Origin of the sequence: Pseudomonas sp. fls2-241-R2A-110 (assembly GCF_030209165.1) — a bacterium.
Taxonomy (GTDB): domain Bacteria; phylum Pseudomonadota; class Gammaproteobacteria; order Pseudomonadales; family Pseudomonadaceae; genus Aquipseudomonas.
In genome coordinates, this window is sequence record NZ_JARVSN010000019.1 from 1 (window position 1) to 19518 (window position 19518).

Consider the following 19518-nt stretch of genomic DNA (forward strand, 5'->3'; position numbering starts at 1 on the left):
GTGACCCGCCGTCAGGGCGGAACCAATAGCCGCCGTTACCCAAGTAACGGATATGCCCCCAACCCCCAACCCCAAAACTTTCTTAAGTGAACAGCATTAGCCCACCGAGCGGACATTGCGTTCCCTCAGTGCCTCGGTATCAGAAAAACCGTTCGACGCCATTCAACTTGAGTCATAGGATGACTGACCACAATCATAAAAATAAGGAATCACTGTGTCTAAACCCCTTTTCATGGCCGCTGCCGTTGTCTGCAGCCTCAGTCTGCAAGCCAATGCCGCCACCTTTGCCTATATCTCGAGCCCGGGAGACGGTCTGATTTCCCAGTATCGTCTTGACCAGAGCAACGGCGCGCTGAGCCTGATTGAACAGGTCAACGCCGGTGATCAGGTCAACCCCATGGCCATCACCCCTGACGGCAAAGTGTTGTTTGCCGCCTTGCGGGTCAAGCCGTTCCAGGTGCTGGGCTACAGCATAAATCCCAAGAGCGGACGTCTGACTCCGCTGTCCAAAGCGCCACTGGCGCAAAGCATGGCTTACCTGTCTACCGACAGAAAAGGACACTATCTGCTCGGTGCATCCTACGGTGCCGACACCGTCAGCGTTCAGGCCATCGACAAGGCCTATCAGCCCTCTGCCAGCATCCTGAGCTACAAGACAGGCCCGCATGCGCATTCGGTTCGTACCGACCCGAGCAACCGCTTTGCCTACGCGGGCAATCTTGGCGCGGACCAGGTCCTGCAATATCGCCTTGATGCCAAAACCGGGGCGCTCACCCCCATTGGCAGCGGCTACATCAGTGTCCCGGCCAATACCGGGCCTCGGCACCTGGCCTTTTCCCCGAATGGCAAATACCTGTATGTGGTCGGTGAAATGAGCGGCACGGTCACAGCGTTTTCAATCAATGACAGCACTGGCGCATTGACTCAGATTGCCGTTGCCAATGGCGTTCCCGAGCCTTTGAAACTGGCTCACGGCGAAGTGCGTGATGCACGAAACAACGACTTGAAGGACGACCCCACACCACGTATCTGGGCGGCGGACCTGCGGATCTCCCCCGATGGCACGCTACTGTTGATGACCGAGCGCACCAGCAGTTCGGTATCGGCATTCGCGGTTGACCCATCAACGGGCGGCTTGAGCTTTCTCGACAACTATCCGGTAGCAGAGAAGCAGCCACGCAATATCGCTTTTTCACCCAACGGACGCTGGTTATTGGTGACGGGCGAGAAAAGCGAAAAAGTCGGCACTTACTCGGTCAGCAGTAACGGCGCCTTGAAACGTGTCGGTGAGGCGCCGTCGGGCAAAGGTGCTTTATGGATTGAGGTACTGCAAACGTCGGTGAAGTAATCTTCGGGCAGAAAAAAGACGCGACGCATGGCGGTCGGAATTTGGCTCATTCCGACCTCCATGGTTTGGCGGTCATCCATGTTTACGCCCCGCGAGATGCCTGACTAACTCCCCCATCTCGCTGAAAATAGTGCATCAACCACTAGACGGGCCAGTTCGGCATCCGACGCAAATCGCCACGGGCCAGTTGCGACGGTGGGCCAGGTCTTTTGCCGCCGACAGCATTTGCGAAACGTGTTGTTCGCTGAGTAACGCCTTGGTTTGCATCTCGACTCCAATCAATGAAAAAAACGGCCGCATGCTCAAGCATGCGTGCCGAAAAAACGCCCGGTCGTTACTCGCCGTAGATATCGAAGTCGAAATACTTCTGGCGGATCTTGTCGTAGGTGCCGTTGGCACGAATCGCCGCCAGGGCCTGATTGAAACGACCGGCCAGGGGATCGCTCTTGCGCACCGCAATACCGATGCCCGTGCCGAAGAATTGCTCTTCGGTAAAATTCGGACCGACGAACTCATAGTCCTTCCCTTCCGGGCGCTTCAACAGGCTTTCATCGATCACCACCGAACTGGCCATGGTGGCATCCAGGCGCCCACCCAGCAGGTCGAGGAATATTTCATTCTGCGAGCCGTAGCGCACGACTTCGGCACCGGCCGGGGCGAATTTCTCGGTGACGTAGCGATCGAAATTGGTCGCGCGCTGCACGCCGATCCGCTTGCCTTTGAGCTGTGCCGGAATATCGCTGATGCCGCTGCCCTTCTTGAACACCAGTCGCGCTGGAATGCGGTAATAGCGGTTGCTGAAATCGACCGATTTCATCCGCTCCGGGGTCATGGACATCGACGAAATCACCGCATCGACTTTCTTCACCTTGAGTGCAGGTATCAACCCGTCGAACTCTTGTTCCTGCCACACGCACTGGACTTTCATCTCGGCACACAGGGCCTGACCAATGTCGTAATCGAAACCCACAATCTGGTTGTCCGGGGTTTTTGAAGCGAACGGCGGGTAGGCCGCTTCGATGCCCAGGCGCAGCGGTTGCTCCGCCGCCTGCACGCTGAGGCCCAAGGCCAGCAGAGAGACGAGTCCTACTTTCAAGAACATGCTTTTTACGTTCATTCATAGCTCCAGATGCGATGTTGTTTATGTCGGGCGCTCCGCAATCGAAGTCATCCGTTATGGCAGCAGCAATGTGAACTCACGGGAGTGGCGGCTCTGTCGGCCGTCTGCTCCTCGCTGCGCAAGATTCGAACTAGCGCAGCGGTGACAACGGGATCGGTCAGACGGCGGCGGTGACGATCAACTCCAGCAGGATCTGTGGGTCATCGAACATCACTTGGGCGGTGGCGCGTGCAGGGGTTTGCCCGGTGTCGACCCAGGCGCTCCAGGTTTCATTCATGCCGGCGAAATCGGCGCTCATGTCTTTCATCCAGATCTGCACGCTGAGCAGACGGCTCTTGTCACTGCCGGAGGCCTTCAACAGTTCGTCGACCCGTTGCAGCACCTGACGCGTCTGGCCACGGATGTCCTGACTGCAATCGGCGGCGACGATGCCGCTGAGCCAGGCCACGCCGTTATGTACGACGCTACGGCTCAGGCGTGGATTGCTTTCGATGCGTTGGATAGGGCTCATGGATGCTCCTGGGCAAGGGGTGTTTCGGTGGACAATTGGGCAAGCGTGATCGGTTTGAGTGGCGAGCGAATTCGGTAATACCCCACCTCTGCGGCGGGAACCTTGCGCTGCTCGGCAATGATTTCGGTGACGCTCAAACCGCACAGACGGCCCTGACACGGCCCCATGCCGCAGCGACCGAACGCTTTGGTTTGATTGGGTCCTAAACAGCCGAGCTCGACGTGCTGGCGAATCGAACCGGCACTGACGTCTTCACACCGACAGACAATCACCTCGTCGGCGGGAATGCGGTTTTGCTGTTGCGGGCGGTACAACGCATCGATCAGTGGCCGGGCAGCACGCTGGCGACGCAGGGCCTTTCGATAAGGGGCGGCGAAGGGTTGCAATGATTGCCCATCGACTTTCCCCAAGCGTGCGGCAATCGCCAGCCCGGCCAGGCGGCCTTCGAGCAGCGCCACTTGCGCACCGCCAATGGCGCCACCGTCACCGGCGATGTAAATGCCCGGCAGGCTGGTTTCACCCTGGCTGTCGCGACGCGTGATCCAGCACAGTTGCTGTTCGCTCCAGTCATGTTCGAGGCGTAGCGACCAACTGATCTGGGTGTTGGGCACCACGCCTTGGTGCAGCAAAATCAGCGAGGCGGGAATCGTCCAGCGCCGACCGCCACTGTCGAAACTCAAGGCACTGGCGTGCGCCTGACCTTCGATACGCAAATCACGGGCATCGCGAACATGCCTGACCCCGGCGCGCTTCAATTCGATAAGCAGTTGCAAGCCCTTGAGCACGTCACGCCAGCCGCGCAAGGCGCCCGGGACTTTGCGCCAGGCTCGCAGCAGATCGCCCTGACCGCTGGTGTCCACCAGCGCTTCGATCGCGATGCCGGCCCGCAGGTATTGCACCGCCAGCAGGTACAACAAGGGGCCACAGCCGGTCAATATCACCGGCCCGGCCGGCACCAGCGCAGCGCTTTTGAGCAGGATCTGTCCGGCTCCGGCGGTCATGACACCGGGCAAGGTCCAGCCAGGGATGGGCATCGGTCGTTCGAACGCACCGGTGGCGATCAACAGATGATGCCCTTGCAGGACTTCAGCGCGGCCATCGATCAGGTAATGCACCTGCCGCTGCGGCGTCACCTGCCAGATGGCCGCATTGGCCAGATACCGGGCCCCGCACTGGAGAAACTGTGCAACAAGCCCCGCGCCCGCCGTGTAGTCATCGCCCAGTACGCTGCGGCTGCGCGCGTCGGCCTGCAGGATATTGCGATAGATTTGCCCACCGGGGCTGCCCTGCTCATCCAGCACCACAACCGAAAGCCCGTGTCGGGTGGCCTCCAGCGCCGCGCTCATTCCCGCAGGGCCTGCGCCAATCACAATCAGGTCGACCGTTTGATTACTCATCAGCGCTCACCTCACCGTGGTCACAGGCCAGAAACTCACGAGCACCGCGCTGCCTGCGAACACGCATGCCGGCTCGAACCGGCAGCAGGCACGCCTGACAGTTGGCTTGCCCGTCCACCTCAACCAGGCATTCGAAGCACACGCCCATCATGCAATAGGGCGCGCCGGGCCTGCCGCTGACGGCACTTTCCCGGGTGTGAGTGACGCCGCTGAGCAGCAATGCGGTGGCCAGTGAAACACCGGCCGGCACCGACAATGACGCGCCTTCGAATTCGATCTGCAGTTTTTTTTGCGCAGGCACCAGGGCCCGGAACAAGCTGTCAGCCGGCATGGCGCACCTCACGTTTGAGACTGAAACGCTGCAGACTGAAAGACGCCACAGCCGGCTCGTCGAACTCATCGCCAATCCACGGCGCCAGGCGCAAAGCGTGGATCGCCGCCAGGGTCACGCCGCTGTGGCAACTGACCACAAACGCCCCCGGGCAAGCCTGCGAGGCTTCATAGATCGGAAAACCGTCGGCACTCATCACCCGCAACGCGCCCCATGCCCGTACCAGGCGCACGTTTCCCAACTGAGGAAAACACTGCACGGCGCGCCGGGCGATGGTGCTCATCACCTCGCTGCTGGTGCCGTCGTCGAAGCCCGTCGACTCATGAGAGTCACCCAACTGCACCGTGCCTTCGTCGGTCTGCCGCACATAGGTGGTGGGGTAATGCAGAAACGGTTTGAGTCGCTCGGTGACCAGAATCTGCCCACGATTGGGACTCACCGGCACGTCCATCCCCAGCTGCGCGCCCAGCTCACGATTGCCAAGGCCTGCAGCCAATACGACCTGACCGGCGAACCAGCGCTGCTGGCCAGCGTGCAACTCGAAGCCCGAATCTCGCTGGCCAATAGCGCTGACCCGGTGACCATTGATGATCGTGACCCCACGCATCCGGCAGGCGGCATACAGGGCGCGCAACAATTTCAACGGATTGACGTGACCGTCCATGGGCGAGTAACAGCCCCCCACGACAGTCGGTCCCAAGCCGGGCAAGCGGGTTCGCAGTTGTGCCGAATCCAGCAGTTCGAACGGATAATCACCGTCCATGGCTTCGCGCAGCCAGAGCAGTCGACGGCTTTCTTGCGCCATCTCCCTATCACTCAAACACAGCTGGAAGCCGCCCGGCTGGCGCAGATGGATATCGATGCCGGTGTCAGCCTGCAACGCGGCGGCGAATCGCGGCCACAGCGCCACCGATTCGCGGGTCCATTGCGCGTAGGGACTCATTCCATAGCCCTTGCCCTGAACCCATAACAGGCCGAAGTTGCCACGGGCAGCCCGTAAGGCATCGTCCCCCTCATCCAGGACGCTGACCTGGCGACCGAGCATGGCCAGTCCATAGGCAATCGACAGCCCGACCAGACCACCTCCAACGATAACTACATCAGTTTTTTGCATGAGTTGCGCATTCGCTCTCTCGGCGCTGAAAACCCTCTTCAGCGCAGGCCATACCACTGGATATTCCCGATAGAGAAGATCCTAGAGAGCTGACAACGGCTTGAAAAATGCTTTATTTTGGCAAGCCCATGTCTTTTTGGTATGGATTTACCTTCAAGGAATAGCGCCATGAACCTTCGTCAGCTGGAAGCCTTTCGCGCCGTGATTCTGGGCCAGACCGTGACCCGCGCCGCCGAGATGCTGTGCATCTCACAACCGGCGGCAACGCGACTGATCGCCAGCCTTGAGGAGGACATCGGCTTCAGCCTGTTCGACCGGATCAAAGGCCGGCTTCAACCCACCCCCGAAGCCATGACGCTGTATCAGGAAGTGCAACGCTCGCTGCTCGGGGTCGAACGCATTGCCCGCACGGCGCAAGACATCCGCAGCTTGAAACGCGGCTCACTGCACATCGCCTGTGCACCGGCCATGGGCCTGTCCTTCATGCCGCGAGCCATCGCCGCGTTCATGGCCGAACATGATCAAGTGCAGGTATCGCTGATTGTGCATTCATCGCGCGAGATCGTTGATCTGGTGGTCGGTCAACGCTGTGATCTGGGCATCATCGTACTGCCCAACACCTACCCCAGCCCGCGCGCAGAAAAACTGCTGGCGACCCGCATGCTGTGCGCATTGCCGGCCAATCATCGTTTGCAGGACAACACCACGATCCGGCCTGAGGATCTGCAAGGCGAGGCGTTTATTTCCTATCCGCAATCCATCGGTTCACGCCAACACATCGATGCAATATTTGCCGCTCATGGGGTGGAGCGTGAACTGCGGCTGGAGACCCAGCTGTCGCTGCCCATGTGCGCCTTTGTCGAACAAGGCCTGGGCGTCGCGCTGGTCGACGCCATCAGCGCCGTTGAATACCGGGGCAGTGGCGTCGTGTTCAGAGCCTTCGAACCGGCGATCGAAATGGACTTCAGCATGCTGTTGCCGATTCAAGGACCGGCGTCGAAACTGCAAATCAGTTTTCTCGAACACATGCAGCAGTTCATCGCTCGGGAGGTGCCGGCGGAATATCGGTTCTAATGGATCACTTTTACATCCATCTGATCCGGTTTTTTTTTGAACATCTGAGCCTTCTTCGCCAACCTACAGTCTATAAAGTGCATTGCCGATGCTCTTTCAAATAATAAAAAGCAGCCAACTAGTTTTGGCGCTTGGGCGCACTGACGCGCCCAAGATTTAGACCATCCCCAGGATCAGCAAATAGAACCCTGTTTATCAGAAGAAAACGGGACAAATAACTATTCATTTGATTTGGAGATGGTCTCTGTGCGAAAGCTTGGTTTGGGTTTCCTGGTCACTGGCTTTTTGGGGCAACTATCAGTACTACTATGGACTTACCTACCTGCCGGCCCAACTTGTCAAAATAACGTCGATAATTCATACCTCCGGCAAGAAGTGACAAAAATCGAACAAGTACTTGATGACACCGCTCATAAAGTTGCGACGGAGCTCAGTACAACGCATTCCGACGAGCTTGCGTCCCTTGCGGAAAACGGATTCCACATACCCGATTCAATGGAGTCTGACGCCGTACAGTTTTTGGCCGACAAGCCAGATGAAACACACGCTCTTGCGCTGCCCTCATTACCCACGCAGGCATACAATTGGACAATTATCCTCAGCGGTCTGATTTCTTTTGCCGGCTTGCTCCTGGCGCTCTTCGCCCGCAAAAAAGCCTTTGATCCGCAATGGCACCTCTTTCGCACGGTGCCAGGCTCGCTCATCACGCTGGAACGCCCGTGTTTGACGTGCGGCGGCTTCATTTCCAACATCAAAAAAGCAGCTTCAAGCACTCCTTCATCCGGCCTTTGGGTGGTCGAAATTGCATTGAACACACCCGGCCGCCAACGCGCCCTGAAAGCCATTCAGCAAATGCAGTTGCCGGTAGCGCGTAAAGAAAACAACTTTGTCGTCATCGGTCCGTATAAACAAAAACAGGACGCGGCTCGAGTCGTGAAGCAGTTGAGCGAAAGTCATGGCGTTCGCGGATGGATGATGGCAGGAAATTGAAATAGTCCGATGTAACGCCGGGCCGACCTCGAACAACCCTCTACTAATTGCACGCCACACGAGAGCCTTCATGATCGCAAAAGAACTTAGAGCCGAACTCGCCCTGAAGAAATTCCTGGACGCCAACTTATGGCTCCAACTTGAACTCAGCGAGCTGAACTACAGCCTCGCTGAAAATTGCGGGCTGTCACCAGAAGAATATCGCTTGAAATTTTTGCAAGAACAATTTGAAGCAGAAGCGGACGCTCATGACTGCGACTGCTGGGACTTCATTCTGCAATGGGTAGCCGACACTAAGGAAGAACTTGAGTTGATGCGCGAAGAACGCATGAAAGAAATTTATGACTTTCTGGGCGATTAGCGAACTCTACAACTTTCGTAGTCTACACAAGCTGCCGGCTTTCAAGATGAAACACTGACTTTATCAACGGGAGGTTGCCCAATTCCCCCCGCCCTCCTTTCGGTTCAAACCTTCGCATAACAATCCACTACACGCCGATACTGGCTGGGCGAAGCGCCGATGTGCTGACGGAAAAACCGTGTGAAATGACCTTGCTCGGAGAACCCGAGGTTCTCCGACAACAGACCCAACGTTCCGCTGCGCTCACGCTCCAGCCAGGTAAACGCCCGGCGCATGCGCGCGTCGTTAAGCAGCAGGGTTGGCGTCATGCCGGTATCTTTCTTGAACAGCGCAAAGAAGTGCGCCCGCGACAGACCACAAGCCCGTGCGGCGTTGTCGATCGGGTTCGGATCATCGAGGTGCTCAAGCAACCAGGCGATACCACGGCGCACGCGCGCATCCCGGAACTCACCTGAGTTCGGCGCACCCAGTTGCGACAAATGCCGCCAGCTGGAAAAGTCCTCGATCAGTTCGATCAGGAAGTCGAACAGGATAAATTCCATGCGCTCTTTCGGCACGATCCCGCAGCCATGCGCTTCGGCGACCAGGATGTCGGCCAAGGTGCGATTACGACTCGACAGCTCGATGCATGACTGGGCAAAAAAGTCCGGCCGACCGCTGAGCGCCAGCGATTGCTGGGCAGTGGCCAGCCAGGAGGGCTCTATGTAGAGCGCCAGGATAAGGGTGGCACCGGCACCCGGCTGCGGATCGTAGAAATGCGGTTCCCAGGCGTTGACCAGCACTGCCGTGCGATCGCTGAGCGGAACTCGTCGTCCGTTGACGTTGAAGTAAGTGTCTTCGCCGGACACTTTGACCAGCACGTGGCATTCGGAATGGGTGTGGGTGACCAGCGAACGATCCATATTCAGCAAGGCGACCCGGCCAAACCTGCCGTGGAAAACCCGTTGGGCAATCGACATCAGATTCCTCCGCTCGCTTGAAGCGATATCGTTATCGGCCTCAATGAATATCATCGGGGCGTCTATCTATTTCTCAAGCCCGTCGATCGGTCCATGGTTCAGCAACACTTGGCTGGCCACTATCGCGCGCGAATGACCGAGCGTCTACCGCGACTTTCGCAGCCCCCACGTTCGTCGGAAAAACCGCCTTACAAGGCATGGCGCTCTTTGCCGTGATAAACGCGCAGGATATCGGCGACCACCGCCAGCGCGATTTCCGCCGGGGCCTTGCTGCCCAGATCGAGGCCGATGGGCATGTGTAAACGGGCGATCTGTTCATCCGTCAGACCACCGATGCGTTTGAGCCGCTCGGCGCGTTTGGCCGAGGTTGCCTGAGAGCCCATGGCGCCGATGTAAAACGCCGGGGTGTGAACCGCTTCCATCAGCGCCAGATCATCGATTCGCGGATCGTGAGTCAACGCCACCACCGCAGTCGCCGCGTGGCAACCTCCGGCGGCGATAAACATCGAGGGCAGCACACGCTGCATCTCCACGCCTTCAAGATGTAGATGCAGCGTCTCTTCCCGGGGGTCGCAGGCGATGACTTCGCAGCCGATGGCGCGGGCGAAACTGGCGCAGACTTCCGCGACCGGCGAGAGCCCAGCCAGAATCAGGCGTAACGCCGGACCCACGCTGATGCGCACCCTTTCGTCGTCGACTTGCACCCGCTCGCTGCCGTGTCCTGTGTCCGGGTCCAGGCGCAACGCACCGCTGCTCAGCTCGATATGACGCTGCAGACGTCGCTGGCCGAGTAATGCCGCTTGCAGACTCTCCAGGTGTGCGATCCATTCGAGACTGGCAGCGCGGTGCTCTACCAGCACGATCAGCACGCCACCACAGGGCAATCGTAGACGGTGGCGTTGCTCGACGCTGTCGCCATAACTGACGATTTGCGCCGGTTCGCGTAATTCACCGCGCGTCAGGCTTTCGAGAAACTCCTCCTCGACGCAGCCACCGGACAGCGAGCCGACGTGTTCGCCCGCGCCATTGGTCACCAACATCGCACCCGGCGCACGCGGCGCCGAGCCATAGGTGGAGAGCACCGTGCACAGCCACTGGGCCTGCCCGGCGCGAGCCCATTGCAGTGCCTGGTCGATCACCTGAACATCGAGATGACGCATGTTTTGCATACCTCAAGCAAAGCGTGGTGCTGCAGGCGGGGTTACGTTTACGGTAACCTGCGAGCAACCTTGTTCAATCGTTGATTCGACATGTCGCCACAACAATTTTTGCAACTCGGGCCACTGCGCCTGGAATATCGCCAACTGCCTGCGGCTGACCCATCGCGACCGACGCTGGTGTTGCTGCACGAAGGCCTCGGCAGCGCCGAACAGTGGAAAGACTTCCCCCAGCGCCTGGCCCAAATGAGCGGTTATGGCGTGGTCACTTACAGCCGTCAGGGTTATGGGCAATCGAGCCCGGTAACCCTGCCGCGTCCGCTGAACTACCTGAGCAGCGACGGCCCTCGCGAGCTGCGGCAATTGCTCGATGCCTTGCAACTGCCGCAGGTGGTTTTGCTCGGTCACAGTGACGGCGCCTCCATCGTCCTCGCCTATGCCGCCACCAACGACCCACGCGTGTTGGGCAGCATTGCCCTGGCGCCTCATGTGATTGTCGAGGCCGAGAGCCTCGATGGCATTCGCCATACCACTGAGGTTTGGCATCAGGGCCCATTGCGCGAACGCCTGGCACGCCACCATGGGACAAATGTCGATGGCGCTTTTCACGGTTGGAGCGACAGTTGGTTGCACCCGGACTTTTCCCTGGATGATCTCGAAGCGCAGCTGGCACATATCGAAAAGCCGCTGCTGGTCATTCAGGGTCGCGAAGACCACTACGCCACGCCTGAGCAACTGGCGGTCATCCAGCGACAGGTGCCGGGACCGTGCCGCTGTGTGTTGCTGGATGACTGCCGGCACTTTCCCCAAACCGAAGCGACTGAGCGGACCTTGCAGCTGATCGGCGAATTCCTGGAGCAACTCCCCACCGTTATTTGAAGTTGCCTTGGGTTTCTGGAATCACCACGCTGCCGATCAGGTAGATCACCGACAGAACGGCGGCGAAAATCGCCAGTACCATGGGGATCTGCGCCGGACTGCTGCTGACCAGCGACACAAAGGTCGGCATGGTGCCGCCGAGGGCGAAACCGATGTTCCAGGACAACCCGGTGCCGCTGGCGCGCAGCTCGGTGGCAAAGCGTTCGTTGAGGAAGATCAGAATCGGCGCGATGATCGCCCCGCCCATGAAGCCTATGCCCATGCAATACAGTGCAGTTCGGGTCAGCGAGCCCGGTTCGGCGACGCCAAGGAACATCATAGGCAGGCTCACCAGGTTGATCACACCCAGCAGCATGAAGGTCTTCTTGCGACCGATCAGGTCACTCAGGTAACCGAAGGCCAGTGCTCCGACAATGGTTGCCGTCGAGCCGTACATGAGCATCTGCGAAGTCTGCGTGTGAGGCACTTTGGCGACCACGTTGAGCAATGTCGGCAGATAACCGCAGGCCAGGTAATACGTGGCCCCGCCTCCGAAGGTAATCAGCAGATTGACCATCATCACGGCGCGGTACTCGCGACCAAACAGACGCTTGAGTGGCGACACCACCACTATTGCCGGCCCCTTGGTTTTGCGGGCTTGTTGCAGCTGCCGCCAGACCGGGCTTTCTTCCAGGTAACGAAACATCACCAGACCGAAAAACGTGCTGAGCAGGCCGCAGAAAAACATGAAGCGCCAGCCCCAGACGTCAAATTCTTCCCCGGTAAAGATCTCCGACAACACCAGGTAAGTGACTGACGCCAACAGCGCGCCCATGCCGGCGCCGGCACCACCGATCAACCCGGACATCAATCCGCGATAGCGCGGCGAGATGGATTCGGTGCCGATGGTGTGAGTGGAGGCGACGATGCCGCCAACGAAAATGCCCTGAATGACCCGTAATACCAGGAACAGTATCGGGGCCAATATGCCGACCTGGTGAATGGTCGGTAACGCGCCAAACAGTGCTGTGGAAATACCGACGCCGACCATCGACACCATCAGCGCACGCTTGCGACCGTGCTTATCGGCATACGCGCCGAAGATCGCCGAGCCCAGCGGACGCACCAGCAAGGCCACGGCGAACGACGCATAGACGGCAGCCAGCGACAGTGTCGGGGTGTCCGAGGGGAAGAACAGGCGGCCGATGATCGGCGCCACATAGAGCAGAATGAACAGGTCAAACAAATCCAGCGCCCAACCGAATGTCGAGGCAAATGCCGCGAGCAGGGCTTTGCCCGGTGGAATCTGTGGTGTATCGATAGCGGCGCTGGTGGGTGATGCAGTTATTGTTGTTGTCGTAGTCATGGTTGCCTCACACAAACGGTGAATCGAAACGTTCTGCAGCCCGGTGCGCGGGTTGCGAGTAATCAGCAGGTCAGCGGTGAAACCTTGATGTGCCCTTTTCAGTTGCATTGAAGGGGCGGCAGGCCCTGCTCCGTATGGGCGTACGCCGTTACCGACATACTCCCGGGCCTGCTCGCCGGTACGATTTACTCGCCGATAAACACGGCCGTACGCTTGCTGTGAAACGCTTCGACGCCTTCCTTGAAGTCCTTGGAACTACGCAGACGGCTGTAGCAGTGACCTTCCATCTCGATCGCGACGGTCAGCGGTGCATCTTCGTTGTCGTTGATCAGTTTTTTCGCCGTGCGCTGAGCCAGCGGCGAGAAACGACGCAGTTCATCGACCAATGCATCGACGGTGCTTTCCAGTTCGCTATCCGGCACGACTTCGGTGGCGATACCCCAGTCATAGGCCTGGTCGCCGGTGATGCGTTTGGCGCGCATCACCATGTGCTTGGTGCGGGTGATGCCAATGATTTTCTGCAAGCGTGCGGAGCCACCCGAGCCCGGGATCTGACCCAGGTTCTGCTCAGGCAAGGCGTAGCGAGTGGTCTGCGAAGCAATGCGGAAATCGCAGGCCAGGGACAATTCGAAACCGACGCCGAAGGTGTAACCACGGTTGGCAACGATCACCGGCTTTTCGCAACGTGCCGGTGCCGCGACATTCCAGGCCAGCTTCGAAACGTGCTCTGGCGAGGCTTCGAGAAAGCCCTTGATGTCGCCGCCGCTGGAGAAGTGTTCACCCACCGAGCGCAGCACGATGACGCGCACGCCTTTGTGTGCATCGAGGGCTTCGAAGACCAGGCGCAGTTCATCACGCTGCCCCATGGAAATGACGTTCAACGGCGCTCGATTGAGGATGATGTCCGCGCGCTCGCGGGACACATCGACTTCAACCTGGAAGCCATCGAACTGAGTGTCGAGAAATTGCTGGATCGCTTGCTGTTGCATGAGAGTGTCCTCTGGATGATTAGCTGATGGCCTTCAAGGCCTGTTCCTGAAATTGGGCCAGCAGCACGCGCCGCAGCACCTTGCCCACTGGAGATTTGGGAATCTGATCGACGAACTGGTAACGCCGTGGTCGCTTGAATTTGGCCAGTCCCGAAGCGATGCAATGGGCATCGAGGTCGCCTTCCGAAACGTCGGCGCGCAGCTTGATAAACGCGGCAATGATCTTGCCCCACTGCTCGTCCGGCAGACCGACCACCACCACTTCTTCCACTGCCGGGTGCAGAGAGAGCATGTTTTCTATTTCTGCCGGGCTGACGTTTTCGCCGCCGGTGATGATCAAGTCATCGACACGCCCCGTGACGAACAGATCGCCCTCCAGATCGAAGTAGCCGATGTCACCGGTGAAATACCATCCGTCACGCAACGCCTTGGCGGTCGCTTCGGGGCGGTTCAGGTAGCCTTCGAACGCCTCGTCACTCGCCAGGTCGGCGATGATCTGGCCCTCCTCCAACGGGTTGACCTGCACGTCCGCCGATTCAGCATCGATCGGCACCACGCGCACGCGCTGGTTCATTGCGCTGCGCCCTGACGAACCGGGTTTGCGGCTGGCTTGCTGGTCGATGGTGAAGGTGTAAATCTCCGAGCTGCCGTAATGATTGACGAACAATTGAGGCTGAAACGCCTGTTCGACGCGACGCATCAAACCGTCGCTCATCGGCGCACCGGCAAAGCCGATTTTCTCCACACTGGCGACTCGCTCGCGGGCAAAGGCCGGGTGTTCGATGAGCATGTGGTAGAGCGTCGGCACCAGGTACAGGTTGCTGACCTTTTCCCGCTCGATGGCCTGCAGCGTGGCTTCCACGTCGAACTTCGGCACACAGACGAAATGCCCGTCGATCAACGCCATGGACAGCAAAGAACGCACGCCCATGGTGTGGTAAAGCGGCATGACACCCAGCGTGCACTCGCCCTGGCGATAAAGGTTTTGCGCTACGTGGGCAACCGCCGCCGCGCGTTCGCTACGGTGCCGACGGGGCACGCCCTTGGGCTTGCTGGTGGTTCCTGAGGTGTACAGCAGCAGTGAAAAGTCTTCGGCGTCGGCCTGCAAAATGATGCCGGAGGGGGTCTGCGAACACAGTTCCTCGAAACTCAGGTCGGTGTTGGCGGCACGCAGACCGGCGGCGATCCGTGGCAGCCTTGCGGCAGCGCTGCAACCGGCCACTGCGGTTACGGTAGCGTCGTCGTAAGCCACTGCACGGATTTGCGCATCTTCGATGCAGTAACCCAGCTCATCGGCAGTCGAACGCCAGTTCAACGGAGTCATGATGACGCCCGCAAATTGACAGGCCCAATGCAGGGTCGCCATCTGCCAGCGGTTTTGCATGGCTACCAGCAGTCGGTCACCGCGTTGCAGCCCGAGGCATTGCAAACCCCAAGCGGCGCTCTGGATATCGACGAACCATTCTTCATAGGTTTTCTTCAACGCACCGTCACTGACCGCCACGGCGTGCGGTCGGCGTTCAACGGCTGCGAGGAAGCTGCGTCCGAGATCGAACATTTTTGTTATACCCCTTTGTTCGTTTGGCGCTGGGCAGCGACTTCGAGCACGGCCTGGACGATGCCGGTGTAGCCCGTGCAGCGACATAGATGCCCCGAAAGCATGTCGCGTACCTGGGTCTCGTCCGGGTTGGGTACCCGTTCCAGGAAATCCACGCAGGACATGAGAATGCCCGCAGTGCAAAAGCCGCACTGCAAGGCGTGATGACGGCGAAAGGCTTGTTGCAGGTCGCTCAGGGTGTCGTCGTCGGCCAGGGACTCGACGGTCTCGATACGCCGCTCGTGCCCCTGTACCGCGAGCATCAGGCAAGAACGCATGGCGACCCCGTCCACCAGCACCGTGCAGGCACCGCAGACACCGTGTTCGCATCCGACATGGACACCGGTGGCACCGAGGTCGTGGCGCAGGAAGTCGCAGAGTTGGGTCCGCGGTTCAGCCAGCGCCTCGCGGGAGCGGCCATTGAGTTCCAGGCGAATCGGAAAGGTTTGGTCGGCAGTTACACGCATGTTCAGACTCCTTCGATCAGCTGGTGACCCAGCTCGCGAATCAGTTGGCGGCGATAGGCAGCGCTGGCGTGCACATCGTCTTGTGCATCGAGCGACCAGGCGGTTTGATTGAGCGCGTCCGGCAGCGCCGCACCACGAGGCAGGCTGCGACGTTGCGGACGGTCGGCGACCCCGCCGATGCCGAGTTCGACCTGATCCGCGCCGATGGCTGCGGCCAGGGAGACAATTGCAAAGTCGCCGTGGCGCATGGCGATTTCGCGAAAGCGATAAGTGATGCCTTCGCGCTTGAGCGGAAAACGCACCTCGACGACCAGTTCATCCGCACGCTTGTCGGTGGTGAGGATGCCTTGGAAGAAGTCGACAGCCTTGACGATGCGCTTGCCCTTTTTCGACTCGAGAACGATCTCGCCGCCGAGCGTCACCAGGCACAGCGGCAACTCGGCGCTCGGGTCGGCATGAGCCACCGAACCGCAGACTGTGCCGCGATTACGCGTCTGGAAGTGACCGATCCAGGGCATCGCGAGGGCCAATAAAGGCACCTCGTCCATCAGGGTTGAACGCTCCAGCAACTGCGCCTGCCGTACCCCGGCACCGACCGCCAGGCAATCCTTGCGCAGTTCGATATAGGCCAGGTCAGCCACATGATTGATATCGATCAGCAACTTGGGTTGGGCCAGGCGCATGTTCAGCACCGCCATCAGCGATTGGCCACCGGCAATGATGCGAGCCTCTTGGCCGTACTCGGCGAGCAGCTCAACCACCTGACGACGGGTGTCAGCCCGAACGTAATCGAAAGCGGCCGGTTTCATTGCGCACCTCCCTTGCCAAACAGCGCGCCAAGCGAGGCACGCAGGCGCGCCCACCAGCCGGTGGAGATGGCCTGGCCACTGACCCGTTGCGACAGCCGAGTAAAGATTTGTCCGATGATCACTTTCGAGGCCCCTTGCAACATACGGCCGCCGACCGCGGCAACTTTGCCGCTGACCGCCACCTGGTATTGGTATTCCAGGCGTGTGTGGCCATTTTCCAGTTCGACGAAACGCACCTTGGCCTGGCCCTGGGCCGAGCCCATGGAGCTGCTGCCGGATCCGGACAGACGCAACGAATGCGGCGGGTCGAGATCACTCAGGGCGACCTTGGCCTCGAAGCGCGCACGGATCATGCCGACGCCGACGGTGACGTCTGCGCGGTAACGGTTTTCGCCTTCAAGCACGAGGTCGTGGCAACCGGGAATGATCGCCGCCAGCGTCTGCGGGTCAAGCAAGGTATCGAAGACCTGTTGCGGCGGCGCAGGAATCACCACCGAATCGTTGGCCCGCAGTGCCGGTCCACCGGCTGCTGCCGCGTCCAGGCTTTCATCGAGCTCCATGCCGGCCGGCCGTGGCGGCTCGTCGATGCCGATCAGCGTGCGTACTTTCGATGGCGTCAGTGGCAAACGGATGTCCGAGCGACCGAGGGCGTCAGCCACCGCGTTGGCGACGCACACCGGCGTGCTCATGTTGTTGCCCTCGCCCACACCCTTGGCGCCCAGTGGGGTGAATGGCGATGGCGTTTCCATATGCAAGATCAACGGCTCGATCACTTCCGGTGCGGTCGGCACCAGATAGTCGGCGAAGGTCCCGGAGAGGAAGCTGCCGTCCTCGCCATAGGCGAATTCTTCCATCAGCGCCGCGCCGAGGCCTTGGGTGAAGCCTCCCCGAATCTGGCCATCGACCAGTGCCGGGTTGAGCAGGCGGCCGGCGTCATGGCAGGTGACATAACGATCGATGTGGATCTCGCCGGTCATGCGGTCGATTTCCAGACCACAGATGTCGAAGACAAAGCCGTAGCACAGCGAGCTATTGACCTGATCTTGATCGTCCGGTGCGACCAATTGCGGCGGGCTCCAGAAAGCGGTTTCGCGCAAACCGCCGCTTTCACCTTCCGGCAGCAGGCCCGGCGACCAGTGGGTCGCACCGGCAATCCGATGGAATGGCGCTACCGCCCCGCCATTGACCACAAAAATCTTGCCGCCGGCGAAACGAATATCTTCGGGACTGGCCTGCAACTGCTCGGCGGCAATCGCGGCGAGGCGATCACGGATCTTCAGCGCGGCCTTGTAGACGGCACCGGCCACCGCACCGGCGAAGCGGCTGGAATAATTGCCCGAGGCAATCGACCAAGCGTCCTTCTGGGTGTCCAGTTCGACGTTGACCACGATGGATTCCAGCGCAATCCCAAGCACTTCGGCGACGACCTGAGCGACGGTGGTTTGATGGCCCTGCCCTTGCGGTGCCGAGGACACGTGCACACTGACGTCACCCAACGGGCCGACGTTGATGGTTGCGGTTGCGACAGCGCCGTTTTTCGGACCGGCCTTGCGCCGCTCTTCGGGTGTCATCGCGGTGGTGATGTAACCCATGTTGGAAATCGAGGGTTCGATGACGGCGGCATAACCGATGCCATAGATTCGGCCTTCGGCACGCGCCTGATCACGACGCTTGAGCAACTCGTCGAGACCGCCATCAGCGACTGCCAGGGCAATGCCTGCCTGGTAATTGCCGGAGTCGAGCAACGCACCGGCGGCCGCGCGATAAGGGAAGGCATCGGCCGGCACCAGGTTGCGGCGGATCACCTCCAACGGATCAAGATTCAACTGCACGGCGATGTGTTGCAGCAGCCGTTCAAGGGCGAAATACACCTGCGGGCCACCAAAACCACGGTTCAGGCCGGAAGGGGTTTTGTTGGTCAGCACCACCCGGTTGCGCACTTGCAAATTGCGGATCGCGTAGGCCCCCGTCAGGTTGCCGTGCATGCGGTAGAACGTCGCCGGTTCGGGCGCTCTCAGGTAGGCACCACAGTCGTCGATCTGGTCATAACGCAACGCGGTGATACGGCCATCGGCTTCTACCGCCGCTTCAATCTCGGTCACCCGATTGGTCGCAGAAGAAGCCCCTTGAAGATGTTCCAGACGGTCCTCGACCCACTTCACCGGTGCGCCGACCTTGCGTGACGCCAGGCCCATCATCACCACGTAAGGGAACACGCCTTGCTTGATGCCAAAGCTGCCGCCGGAATCTTTCGGCGTGCGCAAACGCAAGCGGTTACCCGGCACATCCAGTGCCCGGGCCATGACCGTGTGCAACGCGTAGGGTCCCTGGAAGTTGGCCAGCACGTCATAAATGCCGGTCGCGCGCTCGTACTGAGCCAGCACCACATAGCATTCGATGGGTGTGCAGGAACTGCGCGGGAACTTCACTTTGAGCGACACCTTGTGCGGCGCCTGCTCGAACGCCTGCTCCGGCTCGCCGTAACGAAAGTGCCGTTCGTTGACCACGTTGCTGCCGACTGCTTCGTGCAGGATCGGCGCCTGTTCGGCGGTGGCCAGTTCGGGGTCGATGATCGGAGGCAGCGTCTCGTATTCGACGCGCACACCTTCGATGGCGTCCTCGGCCAGATAGCGGCTCTCGGCGATCACCACAGCCACCGGCTCTCCGACATAACGCACCTTGTCGACGGCGACGCACCAGTGCTCCATCGGCTGACGTACACCTACCGGGAAAGGCAGCGCCCAGCGTTTGACGTCTTCGCCGACCAGCACGCCGTGCACGCCTTTCATCAGCAGCGCCTTGGAGAAGTCCACCGAGGTGATCCGCGCATGAGCGTGGGGTGAACGGATGATCGCCGCATGCAGCGTGCCCGGAGGGATCGCAGCGTCATCGGCGTAGCAGCCGAGGCCACGCAACAATGCGGCGTCCTCGACACGGGTCTGACGGGCGCCGATATGGCCGGTCTGGCTTTCGGTAGCAGGTTCTAAACTAGTCATTTTTTCGCGGCTCTTGTTGTATTGCGGCGCGATAGCGTTAGAGCCGAGTGTGTGAGAAAGGCGCGGGGAGCGCC

Annotated in this window: 18 protein-coding genes; 5 read left to right on the plus strand and 13 right to left on the minus strand. The window is 59.9% G+C overall.

Translation table 11 applies throughout. The features are described from left to right. Positions 1-232: 232 nt before the first annotated feature. A complete protein-coding gene (locus QRN31_RS15840) occupies positions 233-1348 on the plus strand; it encodes a lactonase family protein (RefSeq protein ID WP_414923343.1) in 1116 nt (371 codons plus the stop codon). Between the two features lie 334 nt (positions 1349-1682). Here QRN31_RS15840 and aotJ read toward each other — a convergent pair whose 3' ends face one another. The 5 genes from aotJ to QRN31_RS15865 all read right to left on the minus strand — a co-directional run bounded on the left by aotJ (position 1683) and on the right by QRN31_RS15865 (position 5821). Beyond that, entirely contained in the window at positions 1683-2465 is a 783-nt protein-coding gene (gene aotJ, locus QRN31_RS15845) for an L-arginine-binding protein AotJ (RefSeq protein ID WP_285433006.1), read from the minus strand. A 160-nt stretch (positions 2466-2625) separates the two neighbouring features. Then, the gene (locus tag QRN31_RS15850) at positions 2626-2979 is read right to left on the minus strand and encodes a RidA family protein (RefSeq protein ID WP_285433007.1); all 354 of its coding nucleotides are present in this window, start codon (positions 2977-2979) and stop codon (positions 2626-2628) included. Further along, entirely contained in the window at positions 2976-4376 is a 1401-nt protein-coding gene (locus tag QRN31_RS15855) for an NAD(P)/FAD-dependent oxidoreductase (RefSeq protein WP_285433008.1), read from the minus strand. The genes QRN31_RS15850 and QRN31_RS15855 overlap by 4 nt, the downstream gene beginning before the upstream one ends. Continuing rightward, positions 4369-4707: a (2Fe-2S)-binding protein gene (locus QRN31_RS15860; protein ID WP_285433009.1), complete on the minus strand. Its 339-nt coding sequence runs from the start codon at positions 4705-4707 to the stop codon at positions 4369-4371. The genes QRN31_RS15855 and QRN31_RS15860 overlap by 8 nt, the downstream gene beginning before the upstream one ends. Further along, positions 4697-5821 (minus strand): NAD(P)/FAD-dependent oxidoreductase, encoded by a 1125-nt coding sequence (locus QRN31_RS15865; RefSeq protein WP_350310386.1) that lies wholly within the window; start codon positions 5819-5821, stop codon positions 4697-4699. Before QRN31_RS15865 ends, QRN31_RS15860 begins: the two co-directional genes overlap by 11 nt. 168 nt (positions 5822-5989) lie before the next feature. Between QRN31_RS15865 and QRN31_RS15870 the strand changes: the two genes are divergently transcribed. The 3 genes from QRN31_RS15870 to QRN31_RS15880 all read left to right on the plus strand — a co-directional run bounded on the left by QRN31_RS15870 (position 5990) and on the right by QRN31_RS15880 (position 8246). Beyond that, on the plus strand, positions 5990-6895 hold the full coding sequence (locus QRN31_RS15870; protein ID WP_285433011.1) for a LysR substrate-binding domain-containing protein: 906 nt from the start codon (positions 5990-5992) through the stop codon (positions 6893-6895). A 375-nt stretch (positions 6896-7270) separates the two neighbouring features. Continuing rightward, positions 7271-7885 (plus strand): SPOR domain-containing protein, encoded by a 615-nt coding sequence (locus QRN31_RS15875; RefSeq protein ID WP_285433012.1) that lies wholly within the window; start codon positions 7271-7273, stop codon positions 7883-7885. 70 nt (positions 7886-7955) lie between these two features. Beyond that, complete coding sequence (locus tag QRN31_RS15880) at positions 7956-8246, plus strand: DUF6388 family protein (protein WP_285433013.1); 291 nt, start codon at positions 7956-7958, stop codon at positions 8244-8246. 104 nt (positions 8247-8350) lie between these two features. On the opposite strand, the gene QRN31_RS15885 is transcribed toward QRN31_RS15880, so the two are convergent. Together QRN31_RS15885 and QRN31_RS15890 are read right to left on the minus strand one after the other, a co-directional pair. After that, positions 8351-9205 carry a helix-turn-helix transcriptional regulator gene (locus tag QRN31_RS15885; protein WP_285433014.1) on the minus strand — a complete coding sequence of 285 codons (855 nt, stop codon included), beginning with the start codon at positions 9203-9205 and terminating at the stop codon, positions 8351-8353. A gap of 188 nt (positions 9206-9393) precedes the next feature. Then, positions 9394-10365, minus strand: coding sequence for an XdhC family protein (locus QRN31_RS15890; protein ID WP_285433015.1), 972 nt, complete (start codon positions 10363-10365; stop codon positions 9394-9396). Positions 10366-10455: 90 nt separating this feature from the next. On the opposite strand from QRN31_RS15890, the gene QRN31_RS15895 reads away from it, so the two are divergent. Then, a complete protein-coding gene (locus QRN31_RS15895; protein WP_285433016.1) occupies positions 10456-11241 on the plus strand; it encodes an alpha/beta fold hydrolase in 786 nt (261 codons plus the stop codon). Here QRN31_RS15895 and QRN31_RS15900 read toward each other — a convergent pair. From QRN31_RS15900 to QRN31_RS15925, 6 genes are all read right to left on the minus strand, one after another. Next, entirely contained in the window at positions 11234-12586 is a 1353-nt protein-coding gene (locus QRN31_RS15900; protein WP_285433017.1) for an MFS transporter, read from the minus strand. The two genes, QRN31_RS15895 and QRN31_RS15900, sit on opposite strands and share 8 nt — an antisense overlap. A gap of 185 nt (positions 12587-12771) precedes the next feature. Beyond that, entirely contained in the window at positions 12772-13575 is an 804-nt protein-coding gene (locus QRN31_RS15905) for an enoyl-CoA hydratase/isomerase family protein (protein WP_222585807.1), read from the minus strand. Positions 13576-13594: 19 nt separating this feature from the next. Next, on the minus strand, positions 13595-15133 hold the full coding sequence (locus QRN31_RS15910) for an AMP-binding protein (RefSeq protein ID WP_285433018.1): 1539 nt from the start codon (positions 15131-15133) through the stop codon (positions 13595-13597). Between the two features lie 5 nt (positions 15134-15138). Beyond that, positions 15139-15639 carry a (2Fe-2S)-binding protein gene (locus QRN31_RS15915; protein ID WP_008060977.1) on the minus strand — a complete coding sequence of 167 codons (501 nt, stop codon included), beginning with the start codon at positions 15637-15639 and terminating at the stop codon, positions 15139-15141. 2 nt (positions 15640-15641) lie between these two features. Then, positions 15642-16448 (minus strand): FAD binding domain-containing protein, encoded by an 807-nt coding sequence (locus QRN31_RS15920; RefSeq protein WP_285433019.1) that lies wholly within the window; start codon positions 16446-16448, stop codon positions 15642-15644. After that, complete coding sequence (locus QRN31_RS15925; protein ID WP_285433020.1) at positions 16445-19444, minus strand: xanthine dehydrogenase family protein molybdopterin-binding subunit; 3000 nt, start codon at positions 19442-19444, stop codon at positions 16445-16447. The genes QRN31_RS15920 and QRN31_RS15925 overlap by 4 nt, the downstream gene beginning before the upstream one ends. Positions 19445-19518: the final 74 nt, after the last annotated feature.